At 61.7% G+C, this 19410-nt stretch carries 17 protein-coding genes; 2 read left to right on the top strand and 15 right to left on the bottom strand.

The features are described from left to right. Nucleotides 1-43 precede the first annotated feature (43 nt). The 12 genes from AC3WP7_RS09115 to AC3WP7_RS09060 all read right to left on the bottom strand — a co-directional run bounded on the left by AC3WP7_RS09115 (nt 44) and on the right by AC3WP7_RS09060 (nt 14392). Nucleotides 44-1978 carry a methyl-accepting chemotaxis protein gene (locus AC3WP7_RS09115; RefSeq protein WP_071491675.1) on the bottom strand — a complete coding sequence of 645 codons (1935 nt, stop codon included), beginning with the start codon at nt 1976-1978 and terminating at the stop codon, nt 44-46. A gap of 139 nt (nt 1979-2117) precedes the next feature. After that, nucleotides 2118-3407, bottom strand: a complete 1290-nt coding sequence (locus tag AC3WP7_RS09110; RefSeq protein ID WP_071491676.1) for an adenylosuccinate synthase — start codon at nt 3405-3407, stop codon at nt 2118-2120. A 54-nt stretch (nt 3408-3461) separates the two neighbouring features. Further along, nucleotides 3462-4649: an ATP phosphoribosyltransferase regulatory subunit gene (locus AC3WP7_RS09105; protein WP_016972601.1), complete on the bottom strand. Its 1188-nt coding sequence runs from the start codon at nt 4647-4649 to the stop codon at nt 3462-3464. A gap of 293 nt (nt 4650-4942) precedes the next feature. Beyond that, a complete protein-coding gene (gene hflC / locus AC3WP7_RS09100) occupies nt 4943-5809 on the bottom strand; it encodes a protease modulator HflC (RefSeq protein WP_025857365.1) in 867 nt (288 codons plus the stop codon). Continuing rightward, entirely contained in the window at nt 5809-6984 is a 1176-nt protein-coding gene (gene hflK / locus AC3WP7_RS09095) for an FtsH protease activity modulator HflK (RefSeq protein ID WP_028615515.1), read from the bottom strand. The genes hflC and hflK overlap by 1 nt, the downstream gene beginning before the upstream one ends. A gap of 96 nt (nt 6985-7080) precedes the next feature. Continuing rightward, nucleotides 7081-8382: a ribosome rescue GTPase HflX gene (gene hflX, locus AC3WP7_RS09090; RefSeq protein WP_071491677.1), complete on the bottom strand. Its 1302-nt coding sequence runs from the start codon at nt 8380-8382 to the stop codon at nt 7081-7083. 12 nt (nt 8383-8394) lie between these two features. After that, a complete protein-coding gene (gene hfq / locus AC3WP7_RS09085) occupies nt 8395-8655 on the bottom strand; it encodes an RNA chaperone Hfq (protein ID WP_058423463.1) in 261 nt (86 codons plus the stop codon). Between the two features lie 94 nt (nt 8656-8749). Then, the gene (gene miaA, locus AC3WP7_RS09080) at nt 8750-9721 is read right to left on the bottom strand and encodes a tRNA (adenosine(37)-N6)-dimethylallyltransferase MiaA (protein ID WP_071491678.1); all 972 of its coding nucleotides are present in this window, start codon (nt 9719-9721) and stop codon (nt 8750-8752) included. Next, nucleotides 9721-11637 (bottom strand): DNA mismatch repair endonuclease MutL, encoded by a 1917-nt coding sequence (gene mutL, locus AC3WP7_RS09075; RefSeq protein WP_102591540.1) that lies wholly within the window; start codon nt 11635-11637, stop codon nt 9721-9723. The genes miaA and mutL overlap by 1 nt, the downstream gene beginning before the upstream one ends. Then, nucleotides 11637-13058, bottom strand: coding sequence for an N-acetylmuramoyl-L-alanine amidase (locus AC3WP7_RS09070; RefSeq protein ID WP_025857370.1), 1422 nt, complete (start codon nt 13056-13058; stop codon nt 11637-11639). The genes mutL and AC3WP7_RS09070 overlap by 1 nt, the downstream gene beginning before the upstream one ends. A gap of 15 nt (nt 13059-13073) precedes the next feature. Further along, on the bottom strand, nt 13074-13544 hold the full coding sequence (gene tsaE, locus AC3WP7_RS09065; protein WP_071491680.1) for a tRNA (adenosine(37)-N6)-threonylcarbamoyltransferase complex ATPase subunit type 1 TsaE: 471 nt from the start codon (nt 13542-13544) through the stop codon (nt 13074-13076). Beyond that, nucleotides 13532-14392, bottom strand: a complete 861-nt coding sequence (locus AC3WP7_RS09060; protein ID WP_092246616.1) for an NAD(P)H-hydrate dehydratase — start codon at nt 14390-14392, stop codon at nt 13532-13534. The genes tsaE and AC3WP7_RS09060 overlap by 13 nt, the downstream gene beginning before the upstream one ends. Nucleotides 14393-14455: 63 nt before the next feature. Here AC3WP7_RS09060 and queG point away from each other — a divergent pair, with 63 nt between their 5' ends. After that, nucleotides 14456-15520 (top strand): tRNA epoxyqueuosine(34) reductase QueG, encoded by a 1065-nt coding sequence (gene queG, locus AC3WP7_RS09055; protein ID WP_092246613.1) that lies wholly within the window; start codon nt 14456-14458, stop codon nt 15518-15520. On the opposite strand, the gene AC3WP7_RS09050 is transcribed toward queG, so the two are convergent. Both AC3WP7_RS09050 and orn read right to left on the bottom strand, forming a co-directional pair. Further along, nucleotides 15517-16131 carry a trimeric intracellular cation channel family protein gene (locus tag AC3WP7_RS09050; RefSeq protein ID WP_058423469.1) on the bottom strand — a complete coding sequence of 205 codons (615 nt, stop codon included), beginning with the start codon at nt 16129-16131 and terminating at the stop codon, nt 15517-15519. The two genes, queG and AC3WP7_RS09050, sit on opposite strands and share 4 nt — an antisense overlap. A 179-nt stretch (nt 16132-16310) precedes the next feature. Beyond that, nucleotides 16311-16853, bottom strand: a complete 543-nt coding sequence (gene orn / locus AC3WP7_RS09045) for an oligoribonuclease (protein ID WP_010213620.1) — start codon at nt 16851-16853, stop codon at nt 16311-16313. A gap of 108 nt (nt 16854-16961) precedes the next feature. Between orn and rsgA the strand changes: the two genes are divergently transcribed. Then, complete coding sequence (gene rsgA, locus AC3WP7_RS09040) at nt 16962-17993, top strand: small ribosomal subunit biogenesis GTPase RsgA (protein WP_071491684.1); 1032 nt, start codon at nt 16962-16964, stop codon at nt 17991-17993. Nucleotides 17994-18389: 396 nt separating this feature from the next. Here the strand turns inward: rsgA and motB are convergent, their stop codons facing one another. After that, a complete protein-coding gene (gene motB, locus AC3WP7_RS09035) occupies nt 18390-19409 on the bottom strand; it encodes a flagellar motor protein MotB (protein WP_071491685.1) in 1020 nt (339 codons plus the stop codon). Between the last annotated feature and the right edge of the window lies 1 nt (nt 19410).

Here is a 19410-nt window from a genome sequence, read left to right as displayed (position 1 = left end):
TGTGGGAGGGGGCTTGCCCCCGATGAGGCAGGTATAGGCAACACTACGCCCTGAACTGCCCCAGGCTCGCCTTCAACTGCGCCGCCAACCCATCCAGCACCTTGCCACTGGCGGTGGTCTCCACCACCGCCTGCGCGGCACGCTCGGCCTGGGCATGGATTACCTCCACCCGACCACGCACCGCATGGGCGCCCTGGGCCTGATGCTCGGCTGCACGTGTTGCCAAACCAATCGCGGCATGTACCTGCTCCACCGAGGCCTGCACCGTCTGCTGCAAACGCACGCTGTCACGCAGCACCAACAAGCCTTCGTTGGCCTGGCGCCCAGCCTTGCCGATGGTTTCCACCGCCTCCCGCGCGCCCTGCTGCAACGCCACGATATGCGCCTGGATATCGCCGGTGGAGCTTTGGGTCTTGCTCGCCAGTGCGCGCACCTCATCCGCCACCACCGCGAAGCCGCGCCCGGTTTCACCGGCACGTGCCGCCTCAATCGCCGCGTTGAGTGCCAGCAGGTTGGTTTGCTCGGCAATACCGTGAATCACGGTCAGCACCACCTCGATCTGCTCGCTTTGCTGGGCCAGGCGCTCGATAACCGTGGAACCTGCCTGCACCTGCCCCGCCAGTGCCTCGATCAAACTGCCGACTTCAGCCGAGGTGCGCGAGTTCTCGTCCGTGGCCTGACGAATATCCACCACCTGTTGCAACGCCGCCTGCATGGCGTGGCTTTCAGCCTGAGCTTCATCTGCCATCTGCGACAGCGCACGCAGACTTTCAGCCACTTCATCACGCTGCAAGCCCGCGGCCGCATCGGCACCGGCGTTGCGCAAGGTCATGGCGCCGATTTCCACACCCGTTCGCTGGGCTACATCCCCCGCCTCACGCACGATGGGCTGCAACTTATCCACAAAGCGATTGACCGCCGAGGCCATGTCGCCGATTTCGTCCTTGCTGCTGATTTGTACGCGCTTGGTGAGGTCGCCCTCGCCCGCCGCCAGATCATCCATGGCCGCGATCAACAGCTTCAAGCGGTTGACCACGCGACGACCCAGCACAACAGCGATCAACAGCAATACGCCAAGACCGACCAGCGCGAGCCCCATGCCAATGCGCCAGCGCAGGGTGCCGGCAGCGTCCTGGACGGCGCTGGTGGTGTTGGCCGTCATTTGGGTGGCTGTGGCTTGCGCAGATTGCAGACGGGCGCCCATGGCCGCAGCACTGTCGGCCGCTGCGCCCTTGAGGCTGTCGCCGACCAGTTGATCACCACTGGCGATCAGCGCCGCGAAACGCTTGTCGAGCGCTTGCAAGTCAGCTTCAACCGCAGCTGTCGAAACCCCCATGCGCACCTTGCCGATCTCTACACCATTCGGGCTGATGGACGCTTCCACGTAGAACACAGAAGGATCATCCTTGGCCGCATCCAGCACTTTATCCAGGGCACGATCACCCTTGCCCTTTTCCAACAACGCCTGGTTGATCGGGTTTTCACGGTTCAGGTAGCGAGTCAGGTGCTCACCTGCCGCGTCGTCATACACCACAAACAGCACGTTGGGATTGCGCTGGGCGCGTCGGGCGAACTCCGACAACGTCGGCACGTCACTGTCCCACATGGCGCGGGGCGCCACTGAGGCGAGCAGCTGTGCCATGTCATTGGCGGAGTCTTTCAGGTCTTTTTCCAGGGTTGCACGCAGTTGCTTCTGCTCTTCCTGCAGGCGAGCCGAGAGCCCAGCGGTCAGACGTTGGCGAGTGCTTGTCGACAAGCTATCGAGACTGGACGTGACTTCCTTGCCAGCCTGGGCCAATTCGCCGGACAGCTTCTGGCTGTCGACACCCAGGCGATTGCCCAGATCAGCCTCCAGTGCAGTGACCGTGCTTCGCGTCAGGGCGACCGCCACCAGTACTTGCACCAAAAGAGCGATACCTAGGGTAACGAACACCGGCCGCAACAGACGGCTTTGTAACAATGAGAGAACGGCAGACATCGGGAATCCCTCCATCACGGGTGCCATTAATTTGATAGCACCGCGAAAGAAAGAACCAAAGCAAGGGTCGTGCCGCTCGGGCGACAGAAACGACAAAGGGCTCCCGAAGGAACCCTTTGCTTTTTACATCAACAGCTTATTAAGCGAACGGATGACGCAGAACGATGGTTTCGTTGCGGTCCGGCCCCGTCGAAATAATGTCGATCGGCGCGCCAATCAGCGCTTCAACACGCTTGATGTACGCACGGGCATTCGCCGGCAGCTCTTCCAGGGTCTTGGCGCCCACGGTCGATTCGGTCCAGCCCGGCACTTCTTCGTACACAGGCTGCAGGCCTACGTAGCTGTCAGCGTCAGTCGGGGCGACATCTTTACCTTCCGCATCTTTATAACCAGTGCAGATATTGATGGTTTCCAGACCGTCGAGCACATCCAGCTTGGTCAGGCAGATGCCCGAAATGCTGTTCACGTCGATAGCGCGACGCAGGATAACGGCGTCAAACCAGCCGCAACGACGGGCACGGCCGGTGGTCGCACCAAACTCGTGACCTTGCTTGGCCAAGTGAGCGCCGACTTCGTCGAACAGCTCAGTCGGGAACGGACCCGAACCGACACGGGTAGTGTAGGCCTTGGTGATGCCCAGGATGTAGTCCAGGAACATCGGGCCCACGCCCGAACCGGTCGCCACGCCACCCGCGGTGGTGTTGGAGCTGGTCACGTACGGGTAAGTGCCGTGGTCGATGTCCAGCAGGGAGCCTTGGGCGCCTTCGAACATGATGTCCTTGCCGGCGCGACGCAGGTCGTGCAGCTCGGCGGTCACGTCCAGCATCAGCGGCTTGAGCAGCTCAGCGTATTCCTTGCACTCGGCCAGGGTCTTTTCGAACTCGATGGCCGGCTCTTTGTAGTAACCGACCAGCATGAAGTTGTGGTAATCCACCAGTTCACGCAGCTTGTCTTCGAAGCGTGGCATGTTGAGCAGGTCGCCCACACGCAGGCCACGACGTGCGACCTTGTCTTCGTAGGCCGGGCCGATGCCGCGACCGGTGGTGCCGATCTTCAGCTCGCCACGGGCTTTTTCACGGGCCTGGTCCAGCGCAACGTGGAAGGACAGGATCAGCGGGCAGGACGGGCTGATACGCAGGCGCTCGCGCACCGGTACGCCTTTTTCTTCCAGCTTGGTGATCTCACGCAGCAGGGCATCCGGTGCAACTACTACACCGTTGCCGATCAGGCACTGCACGCCTTCGCGCAATACGCCCGACGGGATCAGGTGCAAGACAGTTTTTTCGCCATCGATGACCAGGGTGTGGCCAGCGTTGTGGCCACCTTGGTAGCGCACTACGGCGGCAGCATGTTCGGTCAGCAGATCAACGATCTTGCCTTTGCCCTCATCACCCCATTGGGTGCCCAGGACTACGACATTCTTACCCATAACACTTGTCCTCATTCGCGCAAACTTGGTGCCGGCGATGGCCGGCAGGAAAACTCAAGAAGCCAGTGGCGATACTTGCCAAAGCCCGTTCTGCAGAATCAATTGCCGGTCGCAGTCCGCTTCACGGGCGGCGGCCAATGGCTGACCAGGCAAGGCCTGGACAACACGCTGACCCTCACTGCGCAACTGGCAAACCTGCTGCCAGAGTGCTGCGTCCGTACTGTCGGGCATCCAGATGCCACCAGACGGCAGCTCGACCTCAGCACGCCCCAGGGTCACCAGGGTTTTCAAATCGGTGGAAAAACCAGTGGCCGGACGCGCACGACCGAAGTCAGCGCCGATATCGTCATAACGACCGCCTTGGGCGATGGCCTGGCCAACGCCCGGTACAAATACGGCGAACACCACACCGGTGTGGTAGTGGTAACCGCGCAACTCACCCAGATCAAAGTACAGCGGCAGCTCCGGGAAACGCGCCGATAGCTGCTCGGCAATTGCCAGCACGTCATCCAGTGCCGCCAGTACCGGCGCCGGCGCATTGGCCAGGCGCTCACGGGCTGCCACCAGCACTTCACGGCCGCCACACAGGTTGACCAGTGCGCGCAGCATGTCGGCCAGATCGGCAGGCACGCCAGCGGTCAAGGCGATGACTTCATCGATAGCCTTGCGTTGCAGGGCATCGAACAGCTGTTGTTCAACTTCACCAGACAAACCGGCCGCACGGGCCAGGCCACGGTAGATACCTACGTGACCCAGGTCCATGTGGACATCCGGTACGTCGGCCAATTGCAGCATGGCCAGCATCAAGCTGATTACTTCAACGTCGCTGCTTGGGCTGGCATCGCCGTACAACTCGGCGCCCAACTGGATCGGGCTGCGGGACGACGACAACGCACGTGGCTGAGCATGCAGCACGCTACCGGCGTAACACAGGCGGCTCGGGCCTTCTCGGCGCAGGGTGTGCGCATCGATGCGCGCCACTTGCGGCGTGATATCGGCACGGAAGCCCATCTGACGGCCCGACTGCGGGTCGATGACCTTGAAGGTGCGCAGATCCAGGTCCTGGCCCGCGCCGGTCAGCAGGGATTCCAGGTACTCGATATGGGGGGTCACGACAAACTCGTAACCCCAGCTCTGGAACAGATCCAACACCTGGCGGCGCGCTACTTCAATGCGCGCAGCTTCTGGTGGCAGTACTTCTTCGATGCCATCTGGCAGCAGCCAGCGGTCTACCGTTGCCATTACGCCATTCCCCTTTGATCCGGGCGGCCAGCCCTCGGCCGAGCCTTGAGTGAAGCAGAAAACACCCGCCCCCTGCATAAACCACGCGCAAGAGCGACGTGACGAACGGCCTGCAATCGGCCTCGTCGGGCACTTTCCTCGAAAAACCTGTCACGCCTGCCGAATCAAACATGCAGACGCAAAAAAGCCGGGAATTTCCCGGCTGCCGCATCATACACCCGTTTTCTGAAAGGATCACCCCGCCTGGCGTTTTAGCCGCCCGACGGAGTGCTTCCTACACAGTGACGAGCTGATTACTTGGCCTTTTCCAGGTAGCGGAAGAAATCGCTACTTGGGTCCAGCACCATGACGTCGGTTTTGTTCGCGAAGCTTTCACGGTAGGCACGCAGGCTACGGTAGAACGCGTAGAACTCCTGGTCCTGCCCGTAGGCCTTGGCGTAGATCGCCGCGGCTTGAGCGTCGCCATCACCACGGGCCTCTTCAGACTCGCGATAGGCTTCAGCCAGCAGTACACGACGCTGACGGTCGGCATCTGCACGGATACCTTCGGCCAACTCGTTACCCTTGGCGCGGTGCTCACGGGCTTCACGTTCACGCTCGGTGCTCATGCGCTCGAACACGCTGCGGTTCACTTCCTTCGGCAGGTCGATAGCCTTGACCCGGACATCGACCACTTCGATGCCCAGCTCTTTTTCCGCCATGGTGTTCAGCGAACGGGTGATGTCAGCCATCAGCGCGTCACGCTCACCGGATACCACCTCGTGCAGGGTGCGCTTACCAAACTGGTCACGCAGGCCCGATTCCAGACGACGCGACAAGCGCTCGTCGGCAATCTGCTTGAGGCCGGAGGTCGCGGTGTAGAAGCGCTCGGCATCCTTGACGCGCCACTTGGCGTAGGCGTCAACCATCACGGCTTTCTTTTCCAGGGTCAGGAAGCGCTGTGTCGGTGCATCCAGGGTCATCAGGCGGGCGTCGAACTTGCGCACCTGGTTGACGTAGGGGACTTTCACATGCAGGCCCGGCTGGACATCCGCCTGGACCACGCGACCGAATTGCAGCAGCACCGCACGCTCGGTCTGAGCCACGATGTAGAAGCAGTTCCAGGCAGCGATGACCACGACGACGCCCACAATCAGGGCGGTCAGCGATTTATTGCTCATCAACGACTCTCCCTGGTACGTGTTTGCTGTTGCAGCAAGTCGGCGGCCGCACGGGCGCTCGCTTCGTTGGCAGCGGCATTGGAACCGGTGGACGGTGCGCTGGTGCTGCTACGACCACCTTCGATCATCTTGTCCAGCGGCAGGTACAGCAGGTTGTTCTGCCCACCCTTGCTGCCGGTCACGAGAACCTTGCTGGTGTTGCTGAAGACTTCCTGCATGGTGTCCAGGTACAGACGCTCACGCGTGACTTCCGGCGCCTTGCGGTACTCGGCAACCAGCTTGGTAAAGCGATCCGCCTCACCCTTGGCGCGGGAGACCACTTCGTCGCGGTAACCGTTGGCATCCTCGAGGATGCGCTGGGCCTGACCACGGGCTTCCGGCACGACGCCGTTGGCGTAGGTTTCAGCCTGGTTGCGCGAACGCTGCTCGTCTTCACGGGCGCGGATCACGTCGTCGAAGGCTTCCTGTACTTCACGCGGTGCGGCTGCGCTCTGTACGTTCACCTGGGTGACGGTGATACCGGTGCGGTAGGTGTCGAGGAACCGTTGCAGGCGCTCCTTGATCTCGCTGGCCATCAATTCACGCCCTTCGGTCAGCACCTGGTCCATCGCGGTCGAACCGACGACGTGGCGCAGGGCACTTTCGGTGGCGTGTTGCAGGCTGATTTCCGGCTGGTCAACGTTCAGCACGAAGTCCTGCAGGTTGCTGATCTTGTACTGCACGGTCAGCGGCACTTCGACGATGTTCTCGTCTTCGGTCAGCATCTGGCCCTGCTTGGTGTAGGCACGCTCACGCGTGACGTTCTCCATGTACTTCTTGTCGATCGGCGGGAAATAGATGTTCAAGCCCGGTCCGACGGTTTCGTAGTACTTGCCGAAGCGCAGCACCACGGCCTGCTCCTGCTCGTCCACCACGTAAACGGCGCTGTACAGCCAAACGGCCGCCAGCACGACAAGACCCAAGCCCAGCAAGCCATAGCCACCGCCCTTGCTTGTGCGACCGCCGTCGTCACCACCACGTTTTTTCCCACCACCGAACAACCCATTCAGGCTTTCCTGCAGCTTTCGGAAGGCCTCGTCGAGATCTGGTGGCCCCTTGCGGTCGCCATTATTGCGGCGTTTACCACCCCAGGGATCCTGATTATTCGAGTTGCCACCCGGCTCATTCCAAGCCATAGCGCTCTCCATCTGATAAAGCAAAGACGCACCCACGGCGCGCCGACCAATGCTACAGAATGCCTGCCACTGCGGCACAACCGCTTTAGGAGGCTTTTATTGCAAAGTGTGTTGTTCGATGAACTCTGTCGGTACCACGCCTTCACGGCTGACCAGCCGATTCAGCTCCGAGCGCGGCAATCGAACGGCCAGCAAGCTGACACCCTCTTCGTCGTGTTCTTCTTTCTGTACCGCGCCCAACTCGAAAAACTGTGCACGCAGTCGAGCAAAACGCTGGGGCAAGCGCAAGGTGCCAACGAACAAATCGCTGCCGAGCAACTCGGCAATGGCTTGTTCAAGCAACTCGAGACCGCTGCCATCACGCGCCGACAGCCAGACCCGCTGGGGCTTGCCGTTCTCATCGCGCTGGATTTGTGGCTCAACGCCCTCAAGCAAATCGAGTTTGTTATAGACCTCGAGGATCGGCAAGTCCTGGGCGCCAATCTCGCCCAGCACCAGCATCACCTGTTCAATCTGCAACATGCGATCCGGTTCCGCCGCATCGATCACGTGCAACAGTAAGTCGGAATTGCTCGACTCTTCGAGCGTAGACCGAAATGCCTCGACCAGCTTGTGCGGCAAGTGACGAATGAAACCCACGGTATCGGCCAGGACAATCGGCCCCAGGTCGTCAAGATCCAGACGGCGCAGGGTCGGGTCGAGGGTGGCGAACAGTTGGTCGGCCGCGTACACGTCCGACTTCGTCACGTTGTTGAACAGTGTGGATTTGCCGGCGTTGGTATAACCCACCAGGGACACGGTCGGGATATCCGCACGGGAACGGCCACGCCGCGATTGCTCGCGCTGGCTGCGCACCTTCTCGAGGCGACCCTTGATCTGGCGCAGGCGAACCCGCAGCAGGCGTCGGTCGGTTTCGAGCTGGGTTTCACCCGGGCCGCGCATACCGATACCGCCACCCTGGCGCTCAAGGTGAGTCCAGCCGCGGACCAGCCGGGTGCTCATGTGGTCAAGCTGGGCCAGTTCGACCTGGAGCTTGCCTTCATGGGTACGGGCGCGCTGGGCGAAAATATCGAGAATCAGACCGGTACGGTCGATCACGCGACACTCGAAGACACGTTCGAGGTTACGTTCCTGACTGGGCGTGAGGATGTGGTTGAAGATCACCAGATCGGCTTCTTCGGCGTGGACCAGGTCGCGCAGTTCCTCGACCTTGCCGCTGCCAATCAGGAATTTGGCGGTTGGCCGATGACGCGGCACGTTAAAAAACGCAACGGTCTCGGCGCCGGCCGAATTTGCCAACTCCTGAAACTCCTGCGGATCTTCGCGCGCCTCAGGGTCCTGTCCATCCAAGTGAACGAGGATCACTCGCTCACCACCACCGTGGCGCTCAAAGAACAAAGGAGACTCCTATCAGGCGTTACCTGCCTCAACGTCACCCTGTTCATCACCCGCTGCGCTAGGCAGACGGATTGGACGAACTGGAACGACTGTCGAGATAGCGTGCTTGTAGACCATCTGGCTGACGGTGTTTTTCAGCAGGATCACGAACTGGTCGAACGACTCGATCGTACCTTGCAGCTTGATACCGTTGACCAGATAGATGGAAACCCCCACTTTCTCTTTACGTAAAGTATTCAAGTAAGGGTCTTGTAGCGAATGCCCTTTTGACATGTGCCGCACTCCTTTAAGGATCAATAATAAAAAATCGGAAAATAGATAGCTTATGGCCGTCACACCCCCAAGGATAGACGGCAATTGCAAGGACTCAGCTCAATATGGAGACCGTTCCCAAGTATTTCAAGGCGCGTGACAGATTGTCGCTGTCCAGGCTGTCCAGCCAGTGCAAATCGCTCCAGCTGCGCAACCAGGTGAACTGGCGTTTCGCCAATTGGCGCGTGGCAATGATGCCGCGTTCCTGCATTTCGGCTGACGTCAGCTTGCCATCCAGATGATCCCAGACTTGGCGGTAGCCTACGGCACGTATCGAAGGCAACCCTGGATGCAGGTCACCTCTGGAACGCAGAGCTACGACCTCGTCCACAAACCCCTGTTCCAACATAATTGTGAATCTTTGTGCAATTCGTTCATGCAGCACCTGGCGATTTGCCGGAGCGATGGCCAGATTCGCCACAGTATAGGGCAATTGTGACTGTCCCGAAGCGCCTGCGTCAGCACTTTGCGCACTTTGTTTGCGCCGGTGTTCAGTCATGGTCTGCCCGCTCACACGCCAGACTTCCAGGGCGCGGGTGAGGCGCTGGGGGTCATTGGGGTGAATGCGTGCGGCGGAGACCGGGTCGACTGCCGCCAACTGGTCGTGCAGGGCTTGCCAGCCAAGGCGTGCCGCTTCTTCTTCGAGCTCGGCGCGCACCTGGGCGTCGGCCGGGGGCATATCCGCCAGGCCTTCCTGCAAAGCCTTGTAGTAGAGCATCGTCCCCCCCACCAGCAGCGGGATATTGCCCCGTGCGGTGATGTCGGCCATGGCGGCGAGTGCATCGGTACGAAAATCTGCAGCCGAATAGCTCTCGGACGGGTCGATGATGTCGATCAACCGGTGCGGATACTGGGCCAGAAGCTCTTTCGAAGGCTTGGCGGTGCCGATGTCCATGTCCCGGTAAACCAGGGCAGAGTCGACACTGATCAGCTCGCACGGCAACACCTTGGTCAGCTCGATGGCCAGGTCGGTCTTGCCGGCGGCCGTGGGGCCCATCAGGAAGATCGCGGGGGGCAAGGCACTCATCAACGGCCGCGCAGGAATAGTTTGTCCAGATCGTCCAGGCCCATCTGGGTCCAGGTCGGTCGGCCATGGTTGCATTGCCCGCTGCGCTCGGTGTTTTCCATGTCGCGCAGCAAGCCGTTCATTTCCGGCAGGGCCAGGCGGCGGTTGGCGCGGATGGCGCCGTGGCAGGCCATGGTGCCGAGCAGCTCGTTGATGTGCGCCTGGATGCGGTCACTGGTGCCGTACTCCATCAGGTCAGCCAGCACGTCAGCCACCAGCCGGTTAGCCTCGGCCTGCTTGAGCAGCGCGGGAATCTGGCGGATGGCCAGGGTTTCCGGGCCAAGGCGTTGCAATTCAAAGCCCAGTTTCTGGAACACGCTGTGGTGCTCTTCGGCGCAGTCGGCCTCACGCTGGCTGACTGCCAGGGATTCCGGCACCAGCAGCGGCTGCCCACTGAGGCCTTCGCTGGCCATGGCAATCTTGAGGCGTTCGTACATGATCCGCTCGTGGGCGGCGTGCATGTCCACCAGCACCAGGCCGTGGGCGTTCTCCGCCAGGATGTAGATGCCCTTGAGCTGCGCCAACGCGTAACCCAGCGGCGGAATATCACCACCGCCCTCCGGCAAGGCGACCGGCGCCCCCGGCTCAGCCCCCGGCAGCGGTGCAAAAAACTCGCGATACGCAGCCTGGGCTTCGGCCACCGGCACCGCCGATTGCGGGCGCGGGGTGTATTGGTACTGATAACCCGAGCCGGAGCCGGCATTCGGCGCGGTATACGAAGGTTGCTGCTGTGGCGATTGCAGCAGGTTTGCCGCCAGGCTCATTTCGCCTTGAGGGCCGAACTCACCGGCTTGCGGGCCACTCGGCCGGACCACTGCCGTCACAATCGGTGCGGACAACTGATCATCCGGACGCACATCCCCCAGGGTGCGGTGCAAGGTGCCATAGAGGAAGTCATGCACCATGCGTCCATCACGGAAGCGCACTTCGTGCTTGGTGGGGTGCACGTTGACGTCCACCACCGACGGGTCGACCTCAAAGAACAGCACAAACGTCGGGTGACGCCCATTGAACAGCACGTCGCGATACGCCTGGCGCACCGCATGGGCCACCAGCTTGTCGCGCACCGCTCGGCCGTTCACGAAGAAATACTGCAAGTCCGCCTGGCTGCGGGAGAACGTCGGCAACCCGACCCAGCCCCACAACCGCAAGCCATTGCGCTCGATTTCAATCGGCAGCGCCTGCTCCAGGAAACCCGCGCCGCAAATCGCCGACACCCGGCGCGCACGCGCAGCGTCATCGTTGGCTTCATGCAGGCTGAGGATGGTCTTGCCGTTATGGCGCAGGTGGAAAGCCACGTCGAAGCGGGCCAGGGCCAAGCGCTTGATGACTTCCTGCAGGTGATCGAATTCGGTTTTCTCGGCCTTGAGGAATTTACGTCGCGCCGGGGTGTTGAAGAACAGGTCGCGCACTTCCACCGAGGTGCCGACCGGATGCGCCGCCGGCTGCACCCGAGGTGCCATGTCGCGGCCTTCGGTTTCCACTTGCCAGGCTTGTTCGGCGCCGCGGGTGCGGGAGGTCAGGGTCAGGCGCGCCACGGAACTGATGGACGCCAGGGCCTCGCCGCGAAAGCCCAGGCTCATCACCCGCTCAAGGTCTTCCAGGTCGCGAATCTTGCTGGTGGCGTGACGCGCCAGAGCCAGCGGCAGGTCATCGGCGGAAATACCGCTGCCATCGTCGCGCACGCGCAACAGCTTGACGCCGCCCTGCTCCACATCGACGTCGATGCGCTTGGCGCCGGAGTCGATGCTGTTTTCCAGCAGCTCCTTGATCACCGATGCGGGGCGCTCGACCACCTCGCCTGCCGCAATTTGGTTGGCAAGACGCGGGCTCAGCAGCTCAATGCGCGATCCGCTGTTCAGGAGTGATTCGCTCATTACTGTGCCGCCAATTCAGTGCCGGGGATAGTCAACACCTGGCCGACTTTCAATTCATCGGTTTTCAGGTTGTTGGCGCTGCGCAAGGTCGCGGCCGATACCTGGAAACGCACCGCCAGCATGGCCAGGGTGTCACCCGGCTGCACGCGATGGTCACGCGGGCCCTGGGCGATTTTCCCCGAGTCACGCAGCCAGGCGATGTAGGTGCCCGGCGGCGGGTTCTGCTGGAAGAACTGGCGGATACCGGCACTGATCGAACGCGCCAGCGCCTGCTGGTGACTGGCGCTTGCCAGCTTCGAGGCTTCGTTGGAGTTGGAGATAAACCCGGTTTCCACCAGGATCGAGGGGATATCCGGCGATTTCAGCACCATGAACCCGGCCTGTTCCACACGCTGCTTGTGCAGCGAAGTGACCCGGCCGATGTTGCTCAGGACCTTCTGGCCCACGTTCAAGCTGGACGTCAGCGAAGCGGTCATCGACAGGTCCAGCAGTACGCCGGCGAGCATTTTGTCTTTGTCATCGAGGGACACGTTGCCGGCGCCGCCGATCAGGTCGGAACGGTTTTCACTGTCGGCCAGCCAACGGGCGGTCTCGGACGTAGCACCTCGATCCGACAGGGCAAACACCGAGGCGCCAAACGCGGCGGCCGAAGGCGCGGCGTCGGCGTGGATCGACACAAACAGGTCGGCGCCTTTCTTGCGGGCGATTTCGGTACGGCCGCGCAGCGGAATGAAGTAGTCGCCGGTACGCGTCAGCTCGGCGCGGTAGCCCTTCATGCCATTGACCTGGCGCTGCAGTTCGCGGGCGATGGCGAGTACCACGTCTTTCTCATGCTGGCCGCGTGAGCCGGAAGCACCCGGGTCTTCCCCCCCGTGACCGGCGTCAATCACCACGATAATGTCACGCTTGCCGGCCGGGGCCGGTGGCGGCGGTGGCAGCTTGACCTGCGGTTGCGACGGGTTCACCGGCACCGCCGGCACCGTTGCCACGCTCGGGGTCGGCGCAGGCGGCGGCGCGGCATCGGCGGCGTTGTCGAACAGATCGACCACCAGCCGGTTGCCGTACTGGGCGTTGGGCGCCAGAGAGAAGCTTTTGGGGGTCACGACCTTTTTCAGGTCGATGACCACGCGCAAATCGGTCGGCGTACGCTGGGCCGAGCGCATGGCGGTAATCGGGGTGTTGGCGGTGGAGACTTTCAACGGCGCGGCCAGGGTCGCCCCGTTGATGTCGATCACCAGACGATCAGGCGCCGTCAGGGTAAAGACGCTGTGCTGGACCGGGCCAGACAGGTCGAACACCAGTCGCGTGTTATCCGGCGCTCGCCACAGGCGAACACTCTTCACCTGTGAAGCAGCCAGAGCATTGACAGTCATTGCCGCAAGCAACACCCCCACGACAGCAACCAACGCGCGAAAGCGCATACCTAACCCCACCAATTATTTGAATTCCAATGCCAAAGCCGCGCACCACGACTGGCCGCGCACGCTCTGGGGCAACAACTTCAACTGACGTCCATGCTCATGCGGCGTAATGGTAATGGTCAGGTCGGGCTTTGGCAAAAAGCCTGTGCCTTTATCTGGCCACTCGATCAGGCACAGCGCATCTTCGTCGAAGTAATCCCGGATACCCATGTATTCCAGTTCTTCGGGATCGACCAGGCGATAGAGGTCGAAATGGAACGCTCGCACGTCGCCGATTTCGTAGGGCTCTACCAGGGTGAACGTCGGGCTTTTTACCGCCCCCGTGTGGCCCAACCCGCGAATGATCCCCCGGGACAGCGTGGTCTTGCCCGCCCCCAGGTCGCCTTCTAGAAAGATCAGCCCCGCTCCCGCCGTGACCTGGGCGATGCGCTGGCCGAAGGCAACCATGGCCTCTTCATCGACCAGGAAAAGAATTACTTCAGACACGGTGACTGCTCCTCCAGCAATTGACGAATGGCAGGGATCAGGTCACTGGCGGCCAACCCGCGACCGAACGTGCCCTGGCGATCTCCCGCCGTTGCGTGCAACCACACGGCCAGGCAGCTTGCCTCATAGGCTGGCATGCCCTGGGCCAGCAGTGCACCCACCAGACCGGCCAACACGTCGCCCAGCCCTGCCGTGGCCATCGCCGGGTGGCCTTGGTCACAGCGTGAAACACGCCCGTCCGGGCTGGCAATCAAACTGCCTGCGCCCTTGAGAATAGCCACTGCGTTGAATTTCTGGCTCAACGCGCGCGCCACCTTAAGGCGATCGGCCTGAACCTCGGCTGTCGACAGACCCAACAACCGCGCCGCCTCCCCGGGATGCGGTGTGATCACGCAGTTGGCCGGCAAGCTGACGCTGCCGGTGGCGAGTTGATTCAAGGCGTCGGCGTCCCACACCTGCGGCTGGCTGGCGTTGGCGGCGACCGAAAGCAGGCTTCTGCCCCAAGACGCGTCACCGAGCCCAGGCCCGATCACAATGACCGAGATCTTTTCCAGCAGGCCCATCAGTTGGTTGGCCGAGGCGACGCCGACGGTCATGACTTCCGGCAGTCGCGCCAGGGCCGCGGGCACATGCTCCAGGCGAGTAGCCAGGGACACCATGCCCGCGCCGCTGCGCAAGGCGCTTTCGGCACTCAGCAGCGCTGCGCCGCCAAAGCCGTGGTCACCACCGATGACCAGCAGGTGGCCGAACCGGCCTTTATGGGCGTCCGGGGAACGCGCAGCGAGTTGCGGCAAATGGCCGTGCAGCAGCGGTTGTACGTCGGTTATTGCGTGTTTTGTCTGCGGCATGCGTCTTCAAGCTCCGATGTCTGGCAGAATTATACCTATCTAACCTGCGGTTTCCCTTGTCTCATGCCTGCCATCACCACCGATCTGCCTGCCCTCGCCCAATCGATCAAAGACTGGGGCCGCGAGCTGGGCTTTCAGCAAGTCGGCATCAGCGGCCTGGACCTGGCCGAGCATGAACAGCACCTGCAACGCTGGCTCGACGCGGGTTACCACGGCGAGATGGACTACATGGGCGCCCATGGCAGCAAACGCTCCCATCCGGATGAGCTGGTGCCCGGCACCTTGCGCGTGGTGTCGCTGCGCATGGATTACCTGCCCGGCGACACACAGATGGCGCAACTGCTGGCCAAGCCGGAAAAAGCCTATATCTCGCGCTACGCCCTGGGCCGCGACTACCACAAGCTGATCCGCAAGCGCGTGCAGCAACTGGCCGACCGTATCCAGGCGCAAATCGGCCCCTTCGGCTTCCGTGCCTTCGTCGACAGCGCACCCGTGCTTGAGAAAGCCATCGCCGAAAAAGCCGGGCTGGGCTGGATCGGCAAGAACACCCTGGTGCTCAATCGCAAGGCCGGCAGCTACTTCTTCCTCAGCGAGCTGTTTGTCGACCTGCCACTGCCGATCGACGCACCTCATAGCACTGAACATTGCGGGCGCTGCACCGCCTGCCTGGACATCTGCCCCACCAATGCCTTTGTCGGCCCCTACGTGCTGGACGCCCGGCGCTGCATTTCCTACCTGACCATCGAGCTCAAGAACGCAATCCCCGAAGACCTGCGCCCGTTGATCGGCAACCGCGTGTTCGGTTGTGATGACTGTCAGATCGTTTGCCCGTGGAATCGTTTCGCCCGCGCCACGGCTGAAGGCGACTTCAAGCCACGCCACAACCTGGATAACGCCGAACTGGCCGAGTTGTTTATGTGGGATGAGGATAAATTCCTCAGCAGCACCGAAGGTTCACCCCTGCGCCGCGCCGGCTATGAGCGTTGGTTGCGCAACCTGGCGGTAGGCCTGGGCAACGCACCGTCGAGCATTCCGGTGCTGGAAGCCTTGAAGGCGCGGCGCGAATATCCCTCCGAACTGGTGCGCGAACATGTGGAATGGGCGCTGAACCAGCACGCCAACCGCTAGTGCACGTCGTCGTTGTAGACGAACTTGGGCATTTCCCAGTGGAAACGGATCGCCAGCAAGCGCAGTAGAAAGCCGCTGAACAGCGTCAGCAGGATCGATTGCTCACTGGGCAATTCCAGATACAGGCACAGCATGTAGAACCAGGCGGCCAGGAACGACACGCTGGCGTACAGCTCACGGCGGAAGATCAGCGGGATATCGTTGCAGAAGATATCCCGCAAGATGCCACCGAAAACCCCGGTGATCACGCCGCTGACCGAGGCCACCAGCATGCCATGGCCCATTTCCAGGGCGGTCATGCAACCGATCAGGGTGAAGGCCACCAGGCCCAGGGCGTCCAATGCCAGGAACAACGAACGCAGGCGGCGCATCAGCGGGGCGATGAAGATCGTCACCAGCGCGGCGACGGAGGTCAGCACCAGGTATTCCGGGTGCTTGACCCAAGTCAGCGGGTAATGCCCCAGCAACACATCGCGCACCGAACCACCACCCAGTGCCGTCACGCAGGCGATCAGCACGACGCCAAACCAGTCCATGCCTCGCCGCCCAGCCGACAGCGCACCGGTCATGGCTTCGGCAGTGATGGCGATGAGGTAGAGCATCAGCAGCATGAGGGCGATCCTTGCAAAACTGTGGCGAGCGGGCTAGCCCCGCGTTGGGCTGCGCAGCAGCCCCAAAGCCGGCAATCATATCTGTTTGGAGAGGTGTGTTGGCAGTATTAGGGCTGCTTCGCAGCCCAACGCGGGGCTAGCCCGCCCGCCACAAAAAACCGGCTCACCAGTGAAGGAATTCAAGCCTTGATGAAATGCTTGCGGTAGTGCTGCAACTCGGCAATCGACTCGCGAATATCATCCAGCGCCAGGTGCGTGCTGCCTTTATGGAAGCTGTCCTTCACTTCCGGCGCCCAGCGCGCCGCCAGCTCTTTAAGCGTGGACACATCCAGGTTGCGGTAGTGGAAGTAGCTTTCCAGCGCTTTCATATGCGTATAAAGGAAGCGGCGATCCTGGCAGATGCTGTTGCCGCAGATCGGCGACTTGCCCTTGGGCACCCATTTTTCCAGGAAGGCGATGGTTTCGGCTTCGGCTTCGGCCATGCTGATGCGGCTGTCACGCACGCGCTGGGTCAGGCCGGAGTTACCGTGGGTGCGGGTGTTCCACTCGTCCATGGTGGCGAGTACGGCATCGCTGTGGTGGATGGCGATCACCGGACCTTCGGCCAAGGTGTTGAGGTTGCTGTCGGTGACAATGGTCGCCATCTCGATGATGACGTCGGTGTCGGGGTTCAGACCGGTCATTTCCAGATCGATCCAAATCAGGTTCTGTGGGTTTTGCATGGGTTGATTCTCTTGGCACCTTGGCGTAGCTGCGCAGTTTAGCAGGCGGGGCCGTGCTAGACTCGCGACCGTTTTACCCAACCTTTGCATTATCGACACGGAACACCAATGGCCAAACGCCAGCTCAACCGTCGCCAAAACTGGCGCATCGAAAAGATTCAGGGCGAACGCGCCGCGCGCGCCGCCAAACGTGAATCCTCCGCCGTGGAAGCGCTCGAGGGCGGCGACCTCGGCCCTGAACAAACAGGCCTGGTGATCGCGCACTTCGGCGTGCAGGTCGAAGTCGAGGCGCTCGAAGGCGAACTCGCCGGCCAGGTGTTCCGCTGCCACTTGCGCGCCAACCTGCCGGCGCTGGTCACTGGTGACCGGGTTGTGTGGCGTGCTGGCAACCAGGGTATCGGCGTAATCGTCGCCCAACTGCCGCGCACCACCGAACTGCGCCGCCCCGATAGCCGCGGCCAGCTCAAGCCGGTGGCGGCCAACGTCGACATGATCGTGATCGTGTTCGCGCCGCTGCCCGAGCCCCATGCCAACCTGATCGACCGCTACCTGGTGGCGGCCGAACACGCCGGCATCCGCCCGCTGTTGCTGCTGAACAAATTCGACCTGATCGACGAGCAGAATGCCCCGGCACTCAACGCCCTGCTGGCGGTCTATCGCACCCTGGGTTACCCGGTGCTGGAGGTTTCGGCGCATCACGGTAATGGCATGGAACAGCTGCAACAGCAGCTGGACGGGCGCATCAGCGTGTTTGTGGGCCAGTCCGGCGTGGGTAAGTCCTCGCTGGTCAACAGCCTGCTGCCGGAAGTCGACACCCGCGTAGGTCCGCTGTCGGAACTGTCCGGCCAGGGCACCCACACCACCACCACCGCGCGGTTATTCCACTTCCCCGGCGGTGGCGAACTGATCGACTCCCCCGGCATCCGCGAATTCGGCCTCGGCCACGTCAGCCGCAGTGATGTGGAAGCGGGCTTCATCGAGTTCAACGACCTGATCGGCACCTGCCGCTTCCGCGACTGCAAACACGACCGCGAACCGGGCTGTGCGTTGCTCAAGGCGCTGGAGGATGGGCGCGTGCAGCAGCAGCGGATGAACAGCTATCGGTCGATTATTGCGAGCTTGCCGGAGAGCAGTTACTAAAACCGCCATGCCTTGATACACATAAAGCACGGCACAGCATGGCCTCGTCCATTGATTTAACGGGGTCTGACATCAAGAATTCAGGACAACTGGACGGCCCACCGACACGAGCCAGCCTGAATTCGGAATTCCTGATGCGCATAATTGCTCCGTCACCAGCGCAAGCTGGCAGGAGTCTGGATCCTCTTCGGGGTTGATCCAGCGGCGCAGAAGGGGCGAAGCAAGCTCCATAGAAAGACGCGAGCCACAGGGCGGGAGTACTTCGTACCGCGCCTGTGCACCGATGACATGCGAGGCGTGATCAAAGGCGTCAAAGCCTACCTCCCGCTATGACTGCAAAAGAAAACGCCCCGATCAGTATCGGGGCGTTTTCATGAGTGAAGCAGCTTCGGCAGCTTAAGAACCCGTCTTGGGCACCGTAGGATCCTTCACCCCACCGTCATCAAACAGGTTCAGCTTCTGGCGCAACTCATGCGCCGGCAACGGCTCCTGCCCTGGCGGAATGGCGTTCGGGTCGGCCGGTACTTCACCCGGTGCGCCGGCCCCCGGAGTAGGTTGCGGCGCTGGCGGCTGGTCACCTTCAATCGCACGCTGGGCCTTTTTGGTCAGCACCACGATGTCGATCCGGCGGTTGACCGGGTTGAACGGGTCTTGATGATCAAACAGCTGCGACGAAGCAAAACCCACCACCCGCGCCACCTGCGCATCCGGATAGCTGCCGGCCACCAGCGCACGGCGTGCGGCGTTGGCGCGGTTGGCCGAGAGTTCCCAGTTGCCGAAATCCCCCTGGCCCGCGTAAGGCTTGGCGTCGGTGTGGCCGCTGATGCTGATCTTGTTGGGTACCGCTTTGATGGTATCGGCCATGGCCAGCAGGATGTCTTCGAAGTACGGCTTCAAACGCGCGCTGCCGGAGTCGAACATAGGCCGGTTGGCGGCGTCGGTGATCTGGATGCGCAGGCCTTCAGGCGTGATTTCGAAGGAGATCTGGTCCTTGAACTTCAGCAGTTGCGGGTTTTCCTCGACCTTGTTCTGCAGCTCCTGCAGCAACAGCTCAAGGCGCTCCTGCTCGACCTGTTCGGCCATCGACTCGACAGTATCGCGCTCGATCGGGATTTTTTCCTGAGGCGCTTCAGTCTTGACTTCGGGGTTGATGGTGCGCTCAGGCGCCAACTGCGGCGAACCGCCCAGGTCGATCACAAAGGGCGTGCCGCTTTCCGAAAAGCCAATCGGGTCCTTGAAGTAACCGGCAATGGCGATCTTCTGTTCGGGCGTGGCGGTGGACATCAGCCACAGCACCAGGAAGAACGCCATCATCGCCGTCGCAAAGTCGGCGAAGGCGATTTTCCAGGCGCCACCATGGTGCCCCGCAGCGAAGCGCTTGACGCGCTTGATGATTATCGGCTGGTTGTTCTCCATG

It is taken from the genome of Pseudomonas sp. FW305-3-2-15-C-LB1 (assembly GCF_058787615.1).
This window is presented reverse-complemented; position numbering and strand designations above follow the sequence as displayed.

What these genes read in the sequence shown, in the direction of transcription:
- AC3WP7_RS09060 (WP_092246616.1), bottom strand. Translation starts at nt 14,392, where the DNA reads ATGCCGCAGACAAAACACGCAATAACCGACGTACAACCGCTGCTGCAC.
- orn (WP_010213620.1), bottom strand. Translation starts at nt 16,853, where the DNA reads ATGCAAAACCCACAGAACCTGATTTGGATCGATCTGGAAATGACCGGT.
- AC3WP7_RS09105 (WP_016972601.1), bottom strand. Translation starts at nt 4,649, where the DNA reads ATGGCAACGGTAGACCGCTGGCTGCTGCCAGATGGCATCGAAGAAGTA.
- queG (WP_092246613.1), top strand. Translation starts at nt 14,456, where the DNA reads ATGCCTGCCATCACCACCGATCTGCCTGCCCTCGCCCAATCGATCAAA.
- mutL (WP_102591540.1), bottom strand. Translation starts at nt 11,637, where the DNA reads ATGAGCGAATCACTCCTGAACAGCGGATCGCGCATTGAGCTGCTGAGC.
- AC3WP7_RS09050 (WP_058423469.1), bottom strand. Translation starts at nt 16,131, where the DNA reads ATGCTGCTGATGCTCTACCTCATCGCCATCACTGCCGAAGCCATGACC.
- AC3WP7_RS09115 (WP_071491675.1), bottom strand. Translation starts at nt 1,978, where the DNA reads ATGTCTGCCGTTCTCTCATTGTTACAAAGCCGTCTGTTGCGGCCGGTG.
- motB (WP_071491685.1), bottom strand. Translation starts at nt 19,409, where the DNA reads ATGGAGAACAACCAGCCGATAATCATCAAGCGCGTCAAGCGCTTCGCT.
- rsgA (WP_071491684.1), top strand. Translation starts at nt 16,962, where the DNA reads ATGGCCAAACGCCAGCTCAACCGTCGCCAAAACTGGCGCATCGAAAAG.
- AC3WP7_RS09110 (WP_071491676.1), bottom strand. Translation starts at nt 3,407, where the DNA reads ATGGGTAAGAATGTCGTAGTCCTGGGCACCCAATGGGGTGATGAGGGC.
- AC3WP7_RS09070 (WP_025857370.1), bottom strand. Translation starts at nt 13,058, where the DNA reads ATGCGCTTTCGCGCGTTGGTTGCTGTCGTGGGGGTGTTGCTTGCGGCA.
- miaA (WP_071491678.1), bottom strand. Translation starts at nt 9,721, where the DNA reads ATGAGTGCCTTGCCCCCCGCGATCTTCCTGATGGGCCCCACGGCCGCC.
- hflC (WP_025857365.1), bottom strand. Translation starts at nt 5,809, where the DNA reads ATGAGCAATAAATCGCTGACCGCCCTGATTGTGGGCGTCGTCGTGGTC.
- hfq (WP_058423463.1), bottom strand. Translation starts at nt 8,655, where the DNA reads ATGTCAAAAGGGCATTCGCTACAAGACCCTTACTTGAATACTTTACGT.
- hflK (WP_028615515.1), bottom strand. Translation starts at nt 6,984, where the DNA reads ATGGCTTGGAATGAGCCGGGTGGCAACTCGAATAATCAGGATCCCTGG.